This is a genomic window from Mariniradius saccharolyticus AK6 (genome assembly GCF_000330725.2).
GTDB lineage: Bacteria > Bacteroidota > Bacteroidia > Cytophagales > Cyclobacteriaceae > Mariniradius > Mariniradius saccharolyticus.
This window is the reverse complement of record NZ_AMZY02000009.1, coordinates 275679-296104: the sequence shown is the minus strand read 5'-3', so window position 1 is coordinate 296104 and position 20426 is coordinate 275679. Positions and strand designations below refer to the sequence as shown.

The following is a 20426-nucleotide window of genomic DNA, read 5'->3' as shown; positions in this document are numbered from 1 at the left end:
AGGAAACTTTTGATCTCTTTTGTGGCCCAAAATTCATCTTAGTCCATTGCCCAATCACGAAAAACCTTCCCCGCGTGTTTGAATATTTTGATGAAGGATTCCAAATAAAATCAACCAAAAAAGGGACAAAAGACAACAAAAGAATTCAAGCCCTTTTGATCTCTTTTGTGGTTAAAATCACCTTTCTCGTTCCATGCGCCATCGCCAAGAGGCATTTTCGGAATCTCCATTGACTCGGGCGAATGAGTGAGGCTTAGAATACGAACCACAAAAGCGACAAAAGAAAACAAAAGGCACAGGAAACTTTTGATCCCTTTTGACCTCTTTTATGGTTCAAAATCATTGGTAAAGAAAAAAGGCAAAAACCCGGCGAGTCGATCTGAACCCACAGGTTTTTGCCTTCTCCAAAGCTAAAATCGTCTAATTACTATTTCAAATACAGCTGGTTGAAAAGCATCTTGAAGGTATTGTGTGCCTGGGCGCGGAAGGTGATTTCAGGACCGAAGGCGTAGAACTTACCTTTTCCGATCGGTGCCTCAAAAGCCACCACTCCATTTTTCAGGTAACCTTCTCCCCATGCCCAACCGGACACCAAAGGAGAATCTGTCCCAAACCAAGCAATGGGTTTCACACCTTGAATCGCAGCACTTGGAGCCAAGGTGAACACCGGGCTGTTGTTAAAAACCATATTGGCTGTGCTGCCCATCCCCCAATTGGCGGAGCTGCTGCTGTCCAATTGTGCCTTCAGGATACTTCCCGGTACGTAAAACTTGTCTCCAGGAAGCGGCCTTTCACGACCGTCTTGCAGTTTTTCCACGAGGGCATTGCTGACTGGAAGCCCCAAATCGAAAGCAAAGGAGGTACTCGCGCCGACTGCAACGACATGTCCTCCGTCCTCCATAAACTTCTTCAATTGCGGCACCGACTTGTCTTTGGTCAATACACCCAGCAACTTGTGGTATTGGGCATCGATGTCTTCAGCTTTTGGCATACCGCCCCAACTTCTAATGGTGCCGGGCGCACCTGCCCCGATGAAGAGGATTACATCATATTTTGATTTCAGGTTTCCGTTGTCGATCTCCTGCGGATAGATGACCTGGAAGGGGAAATGATACTGCTCCATCATCCAGCGCACCCAACCCGATGGCATGGAGCCGCCGTAGTGGTCAAACAATGCGATCCTTGCAGGTTTGATTTTGACTGATCCAGAAGGTCTTGAAGATGCGACCATCTTCACGCCAAATTCTTTCGCAGCTTTGTCCAAAACCGCCTTTCCTCCCGAGACATGGAAACTTCCTGCGGGCATTCCAGAAGTCGCCGAGGTGGTTCTATAGACGTCCACGCCAGATTTCAGCAGGTCATTGACGGCAATGAAAGCATTGTTTGCCCGTGCGTCGATCAAGAATCCAGATCCACTTGGCAATTTGCTTGGAGTGAATGCTTGCACTTGTCCATATGGAATCGCCTCAAACGGTCCGTCGAAACCTTCCAAAATCCTGTCAAACTCCACGCCCATCTGCAGGGCCAAGGACCAGCCTGCAGCATCGTAAGGACGGATCGGAGGTCCTCCCGGATATTGGAAGTCGTTGGGGTGATCCTGCGGCTCAAACATATCCAAGACATGTGGACGGAATGCCTGGGCCGATTTGACCACATAGGAACCTGCCGGATAGTTTTTGCCATTGACTGTGAATGCGGCTGAGGCTTTGTGCACTTTGATGCCGGATTTGATCAGGGCATTGACAAATCTCGTGGCAGTGCCAAAATCCGCTTGGTCTGCAGGGAGGATATAACCTCTTGGATCACGAAGATTCGGATCGCGGAATACCGAATCGAAGAACTGCACAGGCAGACCTGAGCGCATGCCATAATAAGCCATCTCAGGGTCATCAGCGCTTTTCTTTTCCTTCGACTTTTCAAAGGCTGCCTGTACCGCAGCGGATCTTTTTGGATACTTGGTCCAATGATCCATGTTGCCGCGATCGATGCTGTTTTTACCCATTTTGTAAAAATTGTACAGCAAGGCATCGGCATTTCGCGAAGCGAAATCCAAAATGGCCATGTTGAGGGAAACCGAATAGTCGATGGACTGCTTGAAGCTCCATTTCTGCGGCTCAATCGGGAAAGGAGTAGCATGTGTCGGAATCAGGCGCTCGGGTACCAAGGGAATTTCCGAAGGAGTCGGACCACCCGTGATTTCGGTCAAAATCCCGATCATGTTGTGGAAATACGGCGTAGTGCGGAGGCCTCCATTCCACCAAGAGGAAAACACAGAACCACCCAAACGGGTATATCCGGGCCTTCCCTCGGCATTGAGTCGGTTGATCATCGCGGCGCCGACTCCATCCAAGGAAGTCATGATCAGGGGATCAAAGACATGGTTGAATGGATCCCTGTATGGTGGGCCCGCAACGACGGTACCCGCAGGGGAGGTCTGATGGTGGTTGTAGATGATCTGGGGAAGCCACTCCACATACTGCTGAAGGGAGGTATTGGTGGTTTCCTTCATATTCATCATGAAAAAGTCCCGGTTGTTGTCGTGGCCGACGTACTTTTGGTACATGTAGGGCGAATTCATGTTTCGCTTTTTCAGGTCTGTGGGACCCATGTACCAATTGGTCACGATCTCCTGACCATCGGGGTTGACTTGGACCATAAGGATAATCAGGTCATCGAGAAACCGCAGGATCTCGGGATCATTGCTGCTGACCAACTCATAATAGGTCGGGATGAGCTGGTGCGAACCTACCGTCTCCGTGGAGTGCAGACCCCCATCGATCCAAACCACAGGCTTCCCCTCGACGACAAGCTTTTTGGCCTCTGCCTCGCTGATTTCTGCCCGGCCAAGGAGTTGGGAGATTTCTTTGTAGCGGTCGAGCTTCTTGTGGTTTTCGGGGGAAGTGATAATCATCATGGGCATTTGCCTGCCCTCTTCCGTAGGCCCAATTTCCACAAATTTGACCCTATCGGAGAGTTCCGCCAGTTTCCTGAAATAGGCGTCCGTGGCCGTGTAGGTGGCCAGTTTGTAATCCTCCCCGATCTCAAATCCAAAGTGCTCTTTGGGAGTGGGGATGCGCTGCGCAAAACTCAGGGACACGGCCAATGCCCAAAGCCATGCCGTGAGGAAGTAGTTTTTTCTCATTTTAGTCCGGTTGATGCTATTTTCCACAAGTTAAGCCAAGTTGGCAAAGCACCCAAAAGTCCGACCGTGATCGGACATAATCGGGTTTGATTGGTTCTCTGTTACGCTTAGCATTTTGTAAATTTGTCAAAAGCCTCTTTTCAAATTTCCCGGCAAACAAGAAGGAAGATTTACTGTTACCATTAACAACATTTATACTATGCAAAAACTCATTCTTTACCTGAACCTAATCCTGATCGGATTATTGGGCTTACCGACGGCTATGCCTACGGAGAAGCCCTTGGACACCGATATCACGCTATGCCATACGGGTCCTTCCGAGATGCTGGCATTTGTGGATGATCCGGAATTTATGAAATTCCACCCTGCACCACTCGCCATGGACTTTGTAGGCTTGGGGGATATGACCTCCTTCCCTACCCCGGATGGCAAAACCGCCAGCGGCTACCTGATCAAAGCTTCGAAAAAATCTGACCAATGGCTCTTTGTATTCCAAGAGTGGTGGGGTCTCAACGACCAAATCAAGGCCGAAGCCGACAAATTCTACAATGACCTTGGCGGCAAAGTCAACGTGATCGCCCTTGATATGTACGACGGCAAGGTCACCAGCAATCCCCAAGAGGCGGGTGGCTACATGCGCGGCACGGACGAAAAGCGCCTCGAAAGCATCGTCCTCGGTGCCAAAAACCTGGTGGGCAAAAAGGCCCAGATCGCGAATGTCGGTTGGTGCTTTGGCGGGGCTTGGTCCCTGAAGTCCGCACTGCTGCTAGACAAACAAAACGTGGGGTCCGTCATCTACTACGGCATGCCCGTCCGCGATGTCGAGCAACTCAAAAAGCTGAATTCCGATGTATTGGGCCTTTTTGCGACAGAGGAGTATATCTCCAAAGCCGTGGTGGAGGAGTTTGCCGCGGCGATGAAAACGGCCGGAAAAGACCTCGAATACAAGATTTTCCCCGGCGTACATGGCTTTGCCAACCCGTCCAATCCCAAGCATGACCCGGCACTGACCAAGGAAGCTTATGGCATGGCCTTGGCGTATTTGAAGGGGAAGTTTGAGTGAGGGGGAGAATTGGGAAGATTAGGGAGAGGTTAAAAAGTTAAAAGGTTGGAAGGTTGAATGTTTGGAAGATAGAGGGGTTGGGACCATCTGGCTTGAGACTGAGTGAAAAAATAGACGGCGCTTCCTGCTTTTTGGCGGGGAGCGTTTTTTTTTTAGGGATGAAAGGACAAATCTGCATTTGCTTCAGTATTTGAAATAAAGAAAGAAATACCCATCTTTGATAGTACTAACGCAGAGCAGTAGTAATGATAAAATCGTTTGGCGATAAGGAAACCGAAAAAATCTGGGAAGGATTTCGCTCCAAAAAGCTGCCAAATGAAATTCAGGACATTGCGCGGCGCAAGTTGAGAATGATCAACAACGCACAGGATATCAATGATTTAAGAATTCCCCCTGCCAATCGACTGGAGAAACTAAAGGGCAATCTCAAAGATCATTACAGCATCCGTGTCAATGACCAATGGAGAATCATCTTCGAATGGGTCAATAACGACGCTTACGGGATCAAAATCCTGGACTAGCATTAATCTATTCCTATGGAAAAGCTTAAAAACATCCACCCGGGAGAAGTGCTACTTGAGGAGTTTCTGATTCCCATGGAGGTTTCCGCCTATCGATTGGCCAAGGAAACCTTTCTACCACAGACCCGCATTTCTGAAATCATCAAAGGCAAAAGACGTATCACCGCAGATACAGCGCTGCGTTTTTCCAAGTTTTTCGGTACGAGCGCCAAGTTTTGGCTTGGCCTGCAGGCCGACTATGATCTGGAGGAGGAAAAAAACCAAAAGGAAAAAGAATTTGACAGCATCAAAGCCTTGGAAGGAAACGCTGCATGAAGATGAATTTGGTTGAGCGATTTACGAAGAGAAGAGTCGTTCGAGATTCCGCACTTGGCATTCGAAATTCAAGGAAATAATGATGCTGAAACCTAATTTTGCAGACATGTGGTATGGATCGGGTGGAAACTGTTGATCGATAGAAAAAACCTGAATTAGATATACTAAATTCATCGAATTCGTGAAATGGGTGAACTACAAATGCTTGGAACTTTTTTCACGGTCTGCCGTTATGCCTAATTTTAAAACTCAAGACAACGGATGACAAAAGTGTATTCTAAATATAAAATACTCGGTGGCTTCGGACTCCTTTTGGGACTAAATATCTTAATCGGTTTCGGGACATTTAAACTTTTGACAAGTTCAAATATTAGTTATGACAAAGTTGACTTCCTAAATGACGACAATGCACTCTTTGCTTACTCCGTAATTATTGGACTTAATCTTTTGTTTTTAATATTACTCGCAACTCAAAGTAAATTTGTAATCGCAGACAATAATGGAATAACTTTTATCAATCCTATTATTCCCATTTTACGAAAAACAAAACAATGGACAGACTTTGACTACTTTATACTAGTTGAAGAAGCTTCACGTTACGACACTCACGAAGCTGTGTGGTTAATAAAGGACGAAAGAATAAAAGGACGGTTCTCGAGCTTCTATTACACAAACTATATAGACTTAAAAAAAGCAGGTTAAAACTAAAGGAAAAGGAAGGAAACATTACGGACCATTTGAACAATTGTTTGCTCTTACGGGACTTATGAAGATAAAAAACTAGGCATAACAGTACCTACCCAAAAGTGGCGGTTCAGTGGTCAAATCAAGCTTTATACTTCTATCATAGTTTCTGCTTGATTGATAGTCTTGTGCTTCGAAATCGCCACCTTCGGGTAGCTGCTAAACGTTGTCCTTAATGAAAAATGAAACTGAAATTTGACAATTGTGAGCTTTTGATTGACGACAATCTTATTGATTGCAAATACGAGTATTTATTTGGTAAAAAGATTCATTGGACAATTGAACTTGAACAAAACCTAATCTTCAAAGACAAAAGACGGATTAAATCATTTGAAACCTCAGAGATTAAAGAATTTGTTTTTGAAATCGACCAAAGAATCCAAAGAGCACACAAACTAACTCAAATTGCAAAAGCATATGTTGTTCTTAAGAACTCAATTGACTCTATTGAACTATTCGATCTTTGTGTTCGGGAAGAACTGAAGCTTATCAAAAGTTCAAAATCATATGAATTTGCTGAAGAAATTATTAAAAAACTGTCAGAACACTACAACAAACCTTATTCGTTTGTATTAGCTGTAGAAACTAAGAAAAAAAGCAGAAAACTGTGGAGTTCGATTTTATTTGGATTGCTTGCTATCATATTGGGAACTCTGCTTGCGTTATGGACAAATAAATAAAACACTAAGCACAATCGCGTAGACGCCCTCTACGGATTTCTCTGACGGGGAGCGCCCTCCTATGACCTAAGGTAGCGCTTGGAATACAGGCCTCACGTCCTTCCCTGTATCCCGGTCACCCACAAAAATGTGGTAAAGAAAGTTTATCATTCGACGATGAAGGATTTTTCCGCTTTCGGAAGCCAATTGAATTTGTTATTTTTAAGTGTGGGTCTGAAGCGTACCCGAATCCGAATTGAGGCGATTGAATTTTCTGACCTAGATCTGGTACCCCAAAAACTTAAATTCTTAAGAAACTATGGGAGTTGCATTTTTTACGATCGTCCTCCTACATGCCCTGATCCACCTGCTTGGATTTATCAAAGGTTTTGGCTTCAAGGAAGTACGTGAATTGAGTCTTCCTATTTCGAAACCGATGGGTGTGGCTTGGCTCGCCGCGGCTATTTTCTTGCTGGCCTATGCCATTCTCTTTTTGGACAAGGTCAAATACGGCTGGATCATTGGACTCATCGCAGTACTTGCATCCCAGGTTCTGATCATACTGTTTTGGAAAGATGCCAAGTTTGGCACAATTCCCAATGTCATCATCCTCGTTGTCTCCCTGGTACAAATGGGACAATATCGATTCGATCAAATGGTCCAAGAAGAGACAGGGCGGCTATTGAGCGAAAGCAAGCAAAACATTACCCAAACTCTGAGCGAAGAAGCCATCCGTGATTTACCGAAAGCGGTCAAAAATTGGCTGCAGCGGTCGGGCGCAATCGGAAAACCCTTCCAAAGCCTTGGAAAAGTGATGCAGCGAGCCGAAATGCAGATGCAACCGGGCCAGGATTGGATGAAAGCTTCCGCGCTTCAGTACACGACGATCGATATGCCCGGATTTATTTGGACGGTGGATGTTCGGATGAACCCTTTATTGGGCTTCCGCGGAAGGGACAAGTTCGAAGACGGCAAAGGCGAAATGCTCATCAAGCTGAATTCCCTGGTAAATGTGGTAAATGCACAAGGCGACAAGTTGGACGAAGGCTCTCTTCAGCGCTATCTCGGCGAAATGGTTTGGTTTCCTTCCTCGGCCCTCAGTCCCCATGTACGCTGGGAAGCGATCGATGACACTTCGGCCAAGGCGACGATGTCGTTTAATGGAACCGAAGGAAGCGGGACTTTCTATTTCGATGAAAATGGATACGTGAAAAGGTTTGTGGCGCTGCGATTCCAAGGCAATGAGGACGATGCACCACGGCGTGAATGGATCATGGAAATTGAGGATTATGGAGTTTTTGAGGGGATCCGGGTGCCTACGAAAATGACCGCAACCTGGAAACTCGATGCGGATGACTGGACCTGGCTCAAGTTGGAAGTCACTGAGATTCGGTACAACGAGCGGGCCAAGGAATGAGCTTTGGCTTGCGGAGCGTACCGACTGGTCGTAGTAGTGGTCTTTTGGACGTGTAAGATTTTGAATGGAGAGACCGACCAAGTTATCGAGCCATCCGATTTGAATACACCAATAAACAAACCTTTTTGCTATGAACGTATTTGTCACTGGAGGAACTGGCTACATTGGTTGCCGTCTTGTTCAGCGCCTACTCGATAAAGGGCAAACCGTAGTCGCCCTCTATCGGCAGGATCACCCCCCTATTGAGCATCCCTCCCTGCGCTGGGTAAAGGGCACTTTGGACGATGAGGATAGGATTGTCGAATTGCTTCAAGGCTGCACGCAGGTTTACCATATGGCTGCCTTGGCGCGCATGTGGCATCCGGATAAAAACGCATTTTTTACCACCAATGTAACTGCGACGGAACACCTCCTGCGGGCAGCACAGCGGGCCGGGGTAAAGCGACTGGTATTTACCTCCACCGCATCGGTGATCAGCGGATCCATCAAAAACCCGATCAGGGAAAACGATCCCCTCTTGGAACCTTTGGACGATGATTATGCCGCCTCGAAATTTATGGCAGAGCAAATGGTACTAAAAGCATCCCGACCGGGGTTTGAAACGGTGGCCGTCAACCCGCCCCGTGTCTATGGACCGAGCTTGGTGGGTAACAACCCGGTGAACAACCTCGTCAAGGGCTACCTGAAGCGCCGGTTTTACTTTGTGCCCGGCGATGGTTCCTACTCGGCCAATTATGCTTTTGTCGACGATGTGGCGGATGGGCATATCCTGGCTATGGAAAAGGGGAAACCCGGTGAGCGCTATATTCTTGGCGGTGAGAACCACAGCTACAACAGCTTTTACAGCATCCTTGAATCCCAACTGAAACTCAAACGAAAAAGCTTCGGTATGCCCCAAGGAGTCATGAAGGCGGTTGGTTCGGTCTCCGAACTGATCACTAGGCTCTCTGGGCGGGCACCCTTCGTCACCAGCTCGATGGTACGCAAGCTGTATTCCAACCGCATGCTGTCGATAGAAAAAGCAGTTAAGGAACTCGGCTATCGGCCGATACCGCTGTCAGAGGGCCTGCGCAGAACGATTGAATCAATTCAAGGACAAAACCATGGAAAATAATACATACGCCATCATCACCGGTGCCTGCGGTGGACTGGGCACTTCCTTTGCACTCGAATGTGCCGAGCGCGGCTATAATCTTCTCCTCGTTGACCTGCCTGCCGCCCATCCGGAGAAACTGGAGCGGTTTCTGCAAGAAAACTATCCTGTGCGGGTGAAATCCATCGCCTTGGACTTGACCGCTCCCGAGGCTCCTGCGCAGCTATTGCAGCGGGTGAGGAACGAGGGAATGGCTGTAAGCCTGCTGGTGAACAATGCTGGACTGCCCCAGAATGATTTTTTTGAAAATACAGACAGCGACTACATGCGCAAGATGGTTGAGGTCAATTGCATCTCCTATGTCTCGCTGACCAGTGCCTTGCTGCCTGATTTGAAAAAGCATCCGCAATCCCATATCATCAACGTAAGCAGTTTGGGCGGATTCTACACGCTTCCGCGAAAGACCTGCTATTCGGCCACGAAAGGTTTTGTCAGACAATATTCTCAGGCATTGAATATGGAGATCAACCGCTATGGTGTGCATGTCAGCTCCCTATGCCCCGGCCCGATGACCACCAATATCAACAACTATATGCTGCACCGTGATTTGAACTGGTTTTCGCAGCAGATGCTGGTGCATCCCAGGGAAGTGGCCCGCTACACGATGGACAAGGCGCTGAAAGGAAAAGAAATCATCATCCCCGGTCGGCTGAACAGGATTTTGCACCGATTTTCCTCCGCGATACCATCAGCCATCAGCAAAAGAATGATCATAAATTCCATGAAGCAGCTGGATAAAAAAGGAAAGGTAAGCCCTGCTTGATATTAATTGGGATGGATGGATCCAACCGGTCCGGGAAACCAAAACATTGTCAGCAAGTGAATAGATTCCTTTTTTGGCAGGAAATCGAAGGGACATACTTGTCCAAAAATCGGGTCACATGGAGAACGTTGGTGGCAAAAATCCACGCGTGTAAAATGCAGGAATATCGACAATGTCTTTGAATAAATACCAGAAAGGCTTAATTTCTACAATTAATTGAAAAACAGAATGTTATCAACTAATTTATAACAGAATGAAACAAAGCATCTGCTATTCTCTCCTGCTGACCTTTGCCCTTTTTAGCAATAGCTTTGGACAGTCTCTCGAAAGGATCTTTTATTCGACATTTAGCCCACAAGGTTGGGATATATACATTTCAAAAGACAAAGGAAAAAGTTATAAAAATTTCACTGACAATCCTTCTTTAGATTATGATGCCGTTATCAGTCCGGATGGCAAATGGGTTGTATTTACGTCCGAAAGGTCAGGCATACCTCAACTCTATGTACAGGCCATCGATGGGAACTACCCTCCTTCGCTTTTGATCAAAAGCAAGTCCTTTCAGGACCAGGCAACATTTTCGCCTGATGGCAGTCAATTAGCATTTGTGGCTTCCCATGAAGGAAACTCAGAAATTTATCTCATCCCTTTCCTTCCAGACTCGATTCAGGATATCCAGATAGCCAAAAATCTGACCAACCACCCAAGTGGGGATTTTCGGCCCGCATTTTCACCGGATGGACAGCGAATTGCCTTTAGCAGTGACAGGGATCACGAGATTGTCCCACACCCCCAATTTCCATTCGCCCGTCAGCGAATAGGAGATATATATTCGGTAGACATATCTGGCGAAAACCCCACTCGGCTGACTAATTCGGAATTCTGGGACGGCAGTCCGAGATGGTCAGCCGATGGAGCAAAGATCATTTTTTATTCGGGCCGCAATGGTCAGAATTCAATTTTTGAAATGGATGCCGACGGATCCAATCAACATCAAATCATCGAGTTTTCCGGACCGGCTGTTTCGCCAGACTATCTGCCGGATGGGACCATCGTATTTACGACTTGGCAAAACGAGAAAGACTTCAAAGTCATGAAGTTTGACCCCAATTCGAAAGAAATTACCCCTTTGATTTCCAACGGCCCCGATTTGATGTTCAATTTAGACAGTCATCTGAATGGCACGATGGTGTTTCACGGTGGCCCCTATGCGGCCAACCATGGGGTACCGGGAAATTTCGGTTTTGACGGAAATGTTCTTGCTAAGCTTCCAGACACCGTTTCATTTGCTGGTCGGCAGGTGAATGTATACGGAGTAAGAAGGGCTTTTGTAGCTCCCCCACAAAAAGGAAATACTTTACTCTTCTATGATGCAAATGATATTCAAAGTTTTTGGGAATTTCTCAAGCCACTGGGCTACGGTGTTTTTTGGCTCCCGATTCTTGTGCTTGGTATGTTTCTTTCAGGCTTATTTTTAGGAGTTAGACATAGGAAAAAGATTTCGTTTTGGAGATTTCTTTTGTTCAGCCTATTGGCCATTGTCTTTGGATTGATTACAGGAGGCATTTTCCTTTGGGTAGATACCATCAGCCCCATGCCTATCAGTTCGATTCGGTGGATAATGGGCTTGATGACAATTGTTTTGCTTGGTTTAACATTGTGGGCATACAAAAGAGCGATTCGAAGTAGGAGGAACGGAAACGAGGCCTACATTCTTTCCCTGTCATACAGCGTTCTTTTCGGAGGATTATCACTATTCTCAGTATTCTGTACAATTTTCATCAATCAAATGGTAAATTCTACCTTACATTTTTATCAAGTTGATTACGTGACAGGGGAAAAAAAGCAACTATTCGTTTTTGAGAAAGAATCCGACACAAATCCAGCAAATTTTTCAGTATTGGACAGCAAAGTCAGCCATGATGGAAAAGCATTTATCTTCACGACAGGGAGCTTTCGAGCCAATGCAAGGATGCAGGGTGACCTTTGGAAATATGACTTTGAAACCAGACTTATTGAAAAACTATCTGACTCGCCGTACAATGATGGATTTGGAGATATCAGCGAAGACGGCAAAATGGTTTTTAGGAGCGGCAGAAGCGGTTACTTTGACATCTACTTAAAGACAAATGACGAAACCATAAATCTGACTCAGGATTCCCACCGGGATAATTTTCCAGCCATTTCCAAACAAGGCGATAAAATTGTATTCTCTTCCGACCGGCTAAGAACGGAACAAGAATACAAAACAATGGACATTTTCCTCATGAGCTTAAAGCCCGATGGTACTTGGACCGAGCCGGAAATCATTTCAATCGGCAGCGGACAAAATGCACATGCACATTTCTCACCCGATGGCGAATGGGTAATTTATACCACCGAAGGATACGGTATAAATGATGAGCAAGCTTTGATTCAACCCATCATTTTTTCACCGCAGATGTATGGGGAAATCGTGGCATACAACGTTCAGACAAAAGAACGAATACGGCTCACTCACAATAAATGGGAAGAAGGGACTCCACTTTGGGTTGAATGAAATTCATTCGAAATGGCCGTCTTTTGATTTAGCGCTTCCTGCTTGCTGAGCAAAGCATAAAACAAACCTTTCAGCTGTTGCATACGACGATAATGACCACGCTTGGTGCGTGTATGGTACCCGATGAACCAAACAAGGGAGACCAGGAACAAAAGCAAACAACCTACCAATGCATCATCCATAAAAAGTCATTGTATCGTCCACAAAGGTGGGGGCTCGAAGTAGTTTCCCCAATACGAAAAAATGCGTAATTATCGGAAGCTGTTGGCCTCGTCGAATACATGGATAACGAGAATCGCGTTTTGTGTTATTGGATTTTTAGGAATAAAGCGTCAAAGTTAACATCGGTTGCCGTTTCGTAATCTACCTTTGAACCTTGGAAATGGCCATTTTTGGAGAACTGGAGGATTTTTGAATTTTCGATTCTCCAAGCGGGCAATACAGTAGCCTCCCGTGGTTTGGCATACGGAAAATCAAATCCTCTTCTGAAAAGACCCTGATATTATTTCACTAAATTCAGCAGATCGAAGAAAAGGGTGTGCAGTGAATTCTTGGGGCTTTTTCTCCACGTTCTGCACCAGTACAATGGATCTTGAAGCCGATACCTATCGGATACAATTCGAGAAATTATGGAAGCAAAGATCAAAACCTTCTCGGTCTAATTCGCTTGAACGGTTTCGGACAAACTGACGAAGAAAAAAATGCACTGCAAAAACTGTGGACATACAATAGATGGAAATTACTGTAGCCAATGTGGCCAAAATTCAAAGGTTGCCCGAATTACATTCGGTATCATTGCCCAAGAGATATCCGAAAGTCTATTCCAAGTCAACCGAGGGCTGTTTTTCACCATCAGGGAACTGTTTCTAAGCCCGGGGCAGAGTATCGATGATTTTCTCCACGGCAAAAGGAAAAACCACTTCAAGCCGATTGCCTACGCGCTTACCTTGTCGACCCTGTATTTTTTGGTCACGAAACTCACCGGTCAAAACACTTATTTGGATGATTTTATCGCTGGTCTAAGATCAGGCGTTTCCGAAACCACTTCGGGTTTTGAATTACTCGACATCGTGACTTGGCTGGCGCAAAACTACGCCTACGCTGCCTTGTTGCTTTTACCGGTTTTTTCGCTCGCTTCCTATCTGGCTTTTTTTGGTTTTGGGAAAAACTATCTCGAGCACATCGTCCTCAACTCTTATGTCACGGGACAGCAGGCGATTTTCTACGCGGTCTTCGCGATTGGGGGCAAGTTGATCGACTATTACATCTTGGAGTTGTTTCCATTTGTGTTTTCAATCGGCTACGCTTATTGGGTCTTTTGGCAGTTTTTTTCCAGGGGAAGTCGATGGGGAAATCTCCTGCGATCTACTGCGTCCTATCTATTGTACCTGCTCTTCAATTTGGTGTTTTTCTTTTTGATCGCGCTTGTGGTGAGGTGGTGAATAAATTACCCAGATTGGTTCGAGGAAAAATATGCCTTTGAGATAAAAATGTGAAGTTTTAAATTCAGCGAAATTCCGTTTAACCCGATTACCGTACTGTGTAAAAAAAACCACTATGAACTCCACAGCCCATCACGACGAGCGCATCGCTAAAATGACTTTCTCTTCAGTCTATCCGCACTACGTAACGAAGGTGCAGAAAAAAGGTCGGACGAAGCAGGAATTGCATGAAGTCATCGAGTGGCTGACGGGCTTTGATGAGTCTAGGCTGCAAAACCTGATAGAAAGCAGGGCGACTTTTGAGGAATTTTTCGGCCACGCCAAATTGAACCCCAACGCGAAGTTGATCACGGGCCTGATATGCGGGTATCGCGTCGAGGAAATCGAAAATCCCCTGACCCAGCAAGTGCGGTACTTGGACAAGATCGTCGACGAGTTGGCAAAAGGAAAGCCTTTGGAGAAGATCATGAGGGGGTGAAATGGGCACTCTGGAAAAAAAAAAAGTAACCTCTATTCTCCTTTTCCAATCCATCCAATCAGTTTTTAAGGCAGCGCTCGGCAGACATCAAGAAGTGAGTGTCCAGAAAAGCGATTAGATAGAAACTTCTTATCCCAGGCAGAATAATCTCTTATCCATTTTGCCAAGGGAAAAATTACGATCCCAATTTTTTGTTTTCGAAATTGCGTACCGACGCCAGCCAAAAAGTCAATTTTTCCAAAAAAGCCACAGAATCAAGCCATGCAAAGCATCAAGGACCCATTTCAAAAAATCGCCCAGGACAGGAAGTTCATAATCGAGTGCTACGGCGAGATGCTGACCAGAATTCAAGAAGAAAAGGTTGCCGCACAGATCATTCAATCGGAACCTGAGGGTAGCTGGGAATCAAGTGAAATCCCCATTGAGAAAACGATCCAATCCCTGAGCATTTACTTCCAGTTGATGACATTGGTGGAGGAAAATGCTGCAACCCAATACCGGAGAAAATTGGAGGATAGGGAAAGCATCGCTTCAATCAGAGGTTCTTGGGCCGAGGCACTGTCAATTTGGAAATCGCAAGGAGTATCTGAAGATGAAATGTTGAAGGCCATTTCGGCAACTTCCGTCAATCCTGTACTTACGGCACATCCCACCGAAGCGAAGAGGATTACAGTCATCGAAATACACAGAGAGCTTTACCTGCTGCTCGTCCAGCGGGAAAACCCCTCGCTCAGCCAATTGGAGCAGCTTGCAATCCGGGAAAAAATCATTCAACTACTGGAGCGGTGGTGGAGGACTGGTGAAATCTATCTAGAGAAACCCGACATCAGGGATGAACGCGCAAATGTCATCCACTACCTCAGCAAGGTATTCCCGATGGTAATCCAAAGAAGCGATCAGCAGTTGAAAAATTCCTGGATTGCCTTGGGTTTTGACCCCAAAAAGATCAAGGATGTCGACGCTTTTCCAAAAATAAAATTCGGCAGCTGGGTCGGGGGTGATCGGGACGGACATCCCTTTGTCACGCCTTCGGTAACCCAAGAGACTCTTTTGATCCACCGCAAAACCGCATTGGGCCTCATTCGGGAGGAATTGATGGTATTGGCAAAGAAACTCTCGATATCAGGCATCACCAATCCCCCTCCCGCGCAGCTTCAGGAAGCAATTGCCCAAAAATCCAGAACGCTCGGCGAGTCGGCGACAACCGCAATTAAAAGAAACCCCATCGAACCCTGGCGCCAGTTTGTCAACCTGATCATCCTACAATTAGAAAACACAGTTTCTGAAAAAAATGCTGACTCAGGTGCCTATTTCAAATCAGCCCAGGCATTGGAAACTGATCTTGCTGTTCTTAAAGAGTCTTTACTGCAAAATGGCATGGCCATGATAGTAGAGGACTTGATTTTCCCGGTGGAAAGGGCATTGAAGTGCTTTGGATTCCACTTGGCCAAATTGGACATCAGGCAAAACAGCGCATTTCACGACAAGGCGATTTCCCAAATCCTCGCTGGAGCTGGCTATACAAATGTAGATTTTGCAAATTGGGCCGAGGAAGAGCGGGCTGAGTTCCTGAGCGAACTTCTTAGCAGGCAAACCCCAATTACAGACATTACAATATCCTATGGCGCTGAAGCAGACAATATCCTCGACTGTTATCGGGTAGTCCGTCAGCACATCAACGCGTATGGTTCTGCAGGTATTGGATCGTTTATCGTCAGTATGACAAGAAGCCTCAGTGATCTTCTTGCGGTTTATTTTTTTATGCAGGAGACGCAATTACTGCAAACGGATATTCGCGTAGTGCCATTGTTCGAAACGATTGAAGACCTGCAACACGGACCTGTGATTTTGGAACAATTCCTACAACACCCGATCACCCAACTGCGTGCCGGCAAGCTTCATCGTCAGCAAGAGGTAATGCTGGGCTACAGTGACAGCAACAAAGATGGTGGCACGATTGCGAGCAAATGGAATCTTTACAAAGCAGAACAATCACTTTCGGAAGTGGGACGAAGAAATAACTTTGAGGTTCATTTCTTCCACGGCACCGGGGGTACCATCAGCCGAGGAGGGGGAAAATACCACCGTTTTTTGGAGAGTATGCCAAAAAATTCTGTCAATGGGAGCATCAAAATCACGGTACAAGGCGAATCCGTGGCGCAGCTTTTTGGAAACCCACTTACAGCTACCCATAATATCAATGCGCTCGCCTCGGGAGTTGCACGTCATATTGTCACTAGCAAAAAAGGCACTGCAGAAAATGGGACTGCAAGCACCACGATGGAATTTTTGGCTGAGAGGTCCTTTAGACACTACAGGGAATTGATCGAAACGCCCGGCTTTATCAACTTCTATGGAAAGGCTACTTCCATTGATGTATTGGAGCGCAGTAAAATAGGTTCCCGCCCCGCTCGAAGGACAGGCACCAGAACACTCAATGACCTGAGGGCCATTCCATGGGTCTTTAGCTGGAACCTTTCCAGAATTTCCCTCACAGGATGGTATGGACTTGGCCAGGCTTTACTGGAATTAAAGACCGAAAAACCAGATGCTTTCCGAGAGTTAAAGCGAAGCGCCATTGATTGGAGTTTTTTGAAATTCCTGTTGATACAAACCGAAACCAACCTGATACTTGCAAACGATGCGGTAATGAACTGGTACGCCGCGTTGGACGAAAATGAGTCAGAAAGGAACCTTTTCATGCAGAAGATTTTGAATGATTATCGAAACGGACTGGCAATGATCGAGGAGGTATTTGATGAGCCTGCCGCAAGCCGGCGGGACGGACAATACGACAATCTCAAATGGAGGGAATCCAAGTTGCGGCTTTTGCACCAGTTGCATATCCATTACTTAAAGGAATGGAGAGCAATTCCAGATGAATCCAGCGCAGAAAAGGAAAAATTACTTACCACGCTGTTGAGTCTGGTAAATGCGCTGTCCAGTGGATTGAAAAATACGGGGTGATTACTGTCCCTTGATTTTGATTTATCCGAAATTAGGCAGATTAAGGAATCCAAAGAACCAAGGATATTGTGCTGTCCGCGACGTGGAAAGAAAATCGTTTTCAGGTTTGGTTCGGAAATACGGCATTCATTTCCGGGTTCTTCAAGATTGCGATACTGGAGGAGGTGACCGTAAATGGAGGGATATTGATCTCGATCGGATAGGCTGGTTGCGCCTTCATCAAATTTACATTAGCTAATTCCTATCGTAAATTGAAACGCGTCAGATTATCGATCTCGGGAATTCGAGTTCACTTTCCTGGCCGCTTGATTAAAAATGTACCTAGGCTTTAAAAAGGGGATTTTCCTAGACTTCGAAACAATATGGAAAAAATGAGCTGGATCTTGACCACAACGATCATCTGCTTTTTCACCCTATGCACGATCTCTGCACAAGGACAGAATCAGGCTCTAGAAAAGACAATTCAATCCACGCGAAATCTGGTTGCCCTGTGGAAATTTGATGAGCCCAGCGGCAAACCCCGAAAAGCCAGGGGAAAGGGGAAATTTCGGCTTTATGAACAGGGTGGAAAGGTGGAAAGAGTGGAGGACGGTCCAGTTTCCGGATATTCGATCAAGCTTGATGGCACAAACTTCCTTAGCCTACCAAACGACAAAACCGGAAAATTGAATATTCATGGACCAGGCAGTACGGTGACCGTAGTCGCTTGGGTAAAATGGAGCGGCGAACAAACCGGCTTTGTAGGCGGCATGTGGAACGAATATCAGGACGGTGGCAAACGCCAATATGGTTTGTTTATATCGTTGCCGCACTACAACGGAAGAAACCAGGTCTGTGGGCATATTTCCAAAACAGGTAAACCAACTCCCCCATTCCCCTATTCAATTGACTATTCCGCAAGTGCCCAAGAAGTGCCTGCAGATGAGTGGTGCTTGGCTGCATTTACCTATGATGGCACCCATATCAGATCATATCTCAACGGGAAGTTTATTGCCCGTGATCCCGAACTGATAGAACATACCGCCGGGTTTGAAGGGTATCCGGATGGATTGGTCCAAAGTAAAAATCCTTACTTTTTTCCCGAGGGGCTTGGCAACAATGGATCGGATTTCACCGTCGGCGCTGTTCTGCTACGAAGGGGCATGGGCAATTTCTTCAAAGGGTCTATCGGAGGGCTTGCGGTTTTTGATCGAGCACTAGAGGAAGAGGAATTGCAAAAATTCGCTGATCTTAGTTTTTAATCCACTATCCTGCAGCAGGTGATGAGGGAAAAGACCTATGCTGCCTTCCCTTTTATTGCTAGTCTCTCCCCACCAACCTATCCATCACCAAATTGGTCCTGGCTGCACTGTGACCCGTCGATGGACAATTTCCCGTCCCCAAAAGATCGGACACAATGCTGCTGATCAATGGCTGCTGGATATGTTTTGGCAGCTCCAACTCGTGAATGGTGGGAGAATCCCCTTCGTCCCAAAGCTCAAATGCTCCTTTCCCAAAGGTTTCAAATCTGATCATGCCCTTGTTTCCGTAGATGAGGATTTCATCCACCTCGGAATGACGGGAAGTGGTAAAGCACCAGTTTCCTGTACCGAGCACGCCATTTTGGAATACAAAAGAGCCCGTGACAATATCTTCGGCGGCATAGGCTTTGGCTTGGTTGGCAGAAAATCCCTTTGCTGAAATGACTGGTCCAAAAAAGAAATCCAGCAGGTCCAACTGGTGGGAAGCCAAATCGAAGAAATACCCCCCTCCTGCTATCTCGGGATCAACCCGCCAATTGTTTTCCAAATGGACGATCAAATCGGGTTTCAGGACCTGCTTGAGGTTGATATGGACGCTGCGGACCTCGCCAATCGAACCCCTGTCCAAAAGTCCCTTGATCTTCAGAAAATGGGGCAAGGCCCTTCGGTAGTACGCCACATAAAGCGGCACATGTGCCTTTTCACAAGCGGCGATCATTTCCACACATTCGGCATAGTTCCTCGCCATCGGTTTTTCGACATAGACTGGCTTACCTGCCCCAGCGACCATTTTGGTCAGGGGAAGGTGCATGTGCGGGGGTGTAGCGATGTAGATGGCATTGACTTCCGGGTCCTCCACCAATGCCTGGGCATCGGTATACCATTTCTGTACGCCATGGCGAAGGGCATAATCCCGTACCTTCTCCTCGCTGCGGCGCATGACAGCGACCAATTTGCTATGGGGGACGATCTGCATGGCAGGTGCGGACTTGACCTCACAGACGTTGCCAACACCCAAAATACCCCAACGGACTTCCGAATCTTCGATTTTTTTCATGGTATACCAATCTAAAATGAAATCCACATTTTTCTCGCAATCAATTTAAATTTCTGAAGGAAAAATTCCTGTACATCACCTTCCCGATGCCCATCTACCCGTGTAAATTGGATTTGAATTTCCCTCAAACCTAATTATCCTTGCCATCATCCCTAACCCAGACCGAAAAATGAAATGTACAACAGGCCATCGACTCCTACTTTTGTCGACCATCCTCTTGCTCCATGCATGTGGAAAAAAGGCAGAAGGCCCCAATTCCCTCAGCAAAGCGGAGATAAACGAAGGCTGGGAATTGCTTTTTGATGGAGAAACCACCAATGGCTGGCATGTCTACAACAAAGGCAAAGTAGCCTCTATCTGGCAGGTAAAGGATGGCGAACTCTACAGCAACCCTGAAAACATGTCCTTGGAGACGGGCGACTTGGTCTCAGATCGTCAGTTCGAGGATTTTGAGCTGAAATTTGATTGGAAAATGACCGAAGGCGGCAACAGCGGCGTCTTCATCAACGTGCTCGAGCGGGAAGATATCCCAACGCCTTGGGCTTCAGGTCCAGAGTACCAACTTTTGGAAAATTCCCATCAGGACTACACCAATGATGTCAAGCGTCCGGGTTGCTTATATGGATTTGATGCGCAGAAAAACAGGGTAGAATCCCTCCCTTTTGGACAATGGAACCAATCCCGCATCCGGCAGGTCGACGGTAAAATCGAGTTTTACCTCAACGGTGTCCTCACCGCGGAGAAAGACCTTACCTCCGCAGAATGGCAGGCAAGCGTGGCTGAAAGCAACTTCAAGGGATTTCCGGAATTTGGGAAACGGATCAGCGGACATATCGTGCTGCAGGATTGGGCAAAGGGTGTTGCGTTTAGGAACATCAAGGTAAAGGTTCTTTAGAATGAGGACCTGAATTGGGAATTCACTATC

The 20426-nt window shown here is 46.5% G+C and carries 16 protein-coding genes; 14 read left to right on the top strand and 2 right to left on the bottom strand.

Annotated features, from left to right (window positions below):
• Nucleotides 1-427: 427 nt before the first annotated feature.
• Nucleotides 428-3142, bottom strand: a complete 2715-nt coding sequence (locus C943_RS09070) for a M14 family metallopeptidase (protein ID WP_008626861.1) — start codon at nt 3140-3142, stop codon at nt 428-430.
• 199 nt (nt 3143-3341) lie between these two features.
• On the opposite strand from C943_RS09070, the gene C943_RS09065 reads away from it, so the two are divergent.
• From C943_RS09065 to C943_RS09005, 13 genes are all read left to right on the top strand, one after another.
• Nucleotides 3342-4205 (top strand): dienelactone hydrolase family protein, encoded by an 864-nt coding sequence (locus tag C943_RS09065; RefSeq protein WP_008626847.1) that lies wholly within the window; start codon nt 3342-3344, stop codon nt 4203-4205.
• Between the two features lie 245 nt (nt 4206-4450).
• Nucleotides 4451-4726, top strand: a complete 276-nt coding sequence (locus tag C943_RS09060; RefSeq protein ID WP_008626843.1) for a type II toxin-antitoxin system RelE/ParE family toxin — start codon at nt 4451-4453, stop codon at nt 4724-4726.
• 15 nt (nt 4727-4741) lie between these two features.
• Nucleotides 4742-5041 (top strand): HigA family addiction module antitoxin, encoded by a 300-nt coding sequence (locus C943_RS09055; RefSeq protein ID WP_008626842.1) that lies wholly within the window; start codon nt 4742-4744, stop codon nt 5039-5041.
• A 261-nt stretch (nt 5042-5302) separates the two neighbouring features.
• Nucleotides 5303-5743 carry a hypothetical protein gene (locus C943_RS09050; RefSeq protein WP_040479787.1) on the top strand — a complete coding sequence of 147 codons (441 nt, stop codon included), beginning with the start codon at nt 5303-5305 and terminating at the stop codon, nt 5741-5743.
• Nucleotides 5744-5967: 224 nt separating this feature from the next.
• The gene (locus tag C943_RS09045; protein WP_040479784.1) at nt 5968-6465 is read left to right on the top strand and encodes a hypothetical protein; all 498 of its coding nucleotides are present in this window, start codon (nt 5968-5970) and stop codon (nt 6463-6465) included.
• Nucleotides 6466-6763: 298 nt separating this feature from the next.
• Nucleotides 6764-7861: a DUF6544 family protein gene (locus C943_RS09040; RefSeq protein WP_008626839.1), complete on the top strand. Its 1098-nt coding sequence runs from the start codon at nt 6764-6766 to the stop codon at nt 7859-7861.
• A 130-nt stretch (nt 7862-7991) separates the two neighbouring features.
• Complete coding sequence (locus tag C943_RS21405; RefSeq protein ID WP_081610467.1) at nt 7992-8975, top strand: NAD-dependent epimerase/dehydratase family protein; 984 nt, start codon at nt 7992-7994, stop codon at nt 8973-8975.
• Nucleotides 8965-9777, top strand: coding sequence for an SDR family NAD(P)-dependent oxidoreductase (locus tag C943_RS09030; RefSeq protein ID WP_008626833.1), 813 nt, complete (start codon nt 8965-8967; stop codon nt 9775-9777). Before C943_RS21405 ends, C943_RS09030 begins: the two co-directional genes overlap by 11 nt.
• Nucleotides 9778-10030: 253 nt before the next feature.
• On the top strand, nt 10031-12316 hold the full coding sequence (locus tag C943_RS09025) for a PD40 domain-containing protein (RefSeq protein WP_008626827.1): 2286 nt from the start codon (nt 10031-10033) through the stop codon (nt 12314-12316).
• 701 nt (nt 12317-13017) lie between these two features.
• Complete coding sequence (locus C943_RS09020; RefSeq protein ID WP_008626822.1) at nt 13018-13758, top strand: DUF3667 domain-containing protein; 741 nt, start codon at nt 13018-13020, stop codon at nt 13756-13758.
• Between the two features lie 115 nt (nt 13759-13873).
• The gene (locus C943_RS09015) at nt 13874-14236 is read left to right on the top strand and encodes a DUF2200 domain-containing protein (protein ID WP_008626820.1); all 363 of its coding nucleotides are present in this window, start codon (nt 13874-13876) and stop codon (nt 14234-14236) included.
• 261 nt (nt 14237-14497) lie between these two features.
• Complete coding sequence (locus C943_RS09010) at nt 14498-17203, top strand: phosphoenolpyruvate carboxylase (RefSeq protein WP_008626814.1); 2706 nt, start codon at nt 14498-14500, stop codon at nt 17201-17203.
• A gap of 371 nt (nt 17204-17574) precedes the next feature.
• Nucleotides 17575-18444, top strand: a complete 870-nt coding sequence (locus tag C943_RS09005; protein ID WP_245545527.1) for a LamG domain-containing protein — start codon at nt 17575-17577, stop codon at nt 18442-18444.
• 58 nt (nt 18445-18502) lie between these two features.
• Here the strand turns inward: C943_RS09005 and C943_RS09000 are convergent, their stop codons facing one another.
• A complete protein-coding gene (locus tag C943_RS09000) occupies nt 18503-19501 on the bottom strand; it encodes a Gfo/Idh/MocA family protein (RefSeq protein ID WP_008626809.1) in 999 nt (332 codons plus the stop codon).
• A 169-nt stretch (nt 19502-19670) separates the two neighbouring features.
• On the opposite strand from C943_RS09000, the gene C943_RS08995 reads away from it, so the two are divergent.
• Entirely contained in the window at nt 19671-20396 is a 726-nt protein-coding gene (locus C943_RS08995) for a 3-keto-disaccharide hydrolase (RefSeq protein ID WP_040479780.1), read from the top strand.
• Nucleotides 20397-20426: the final 30 nt, after the last annotated feature.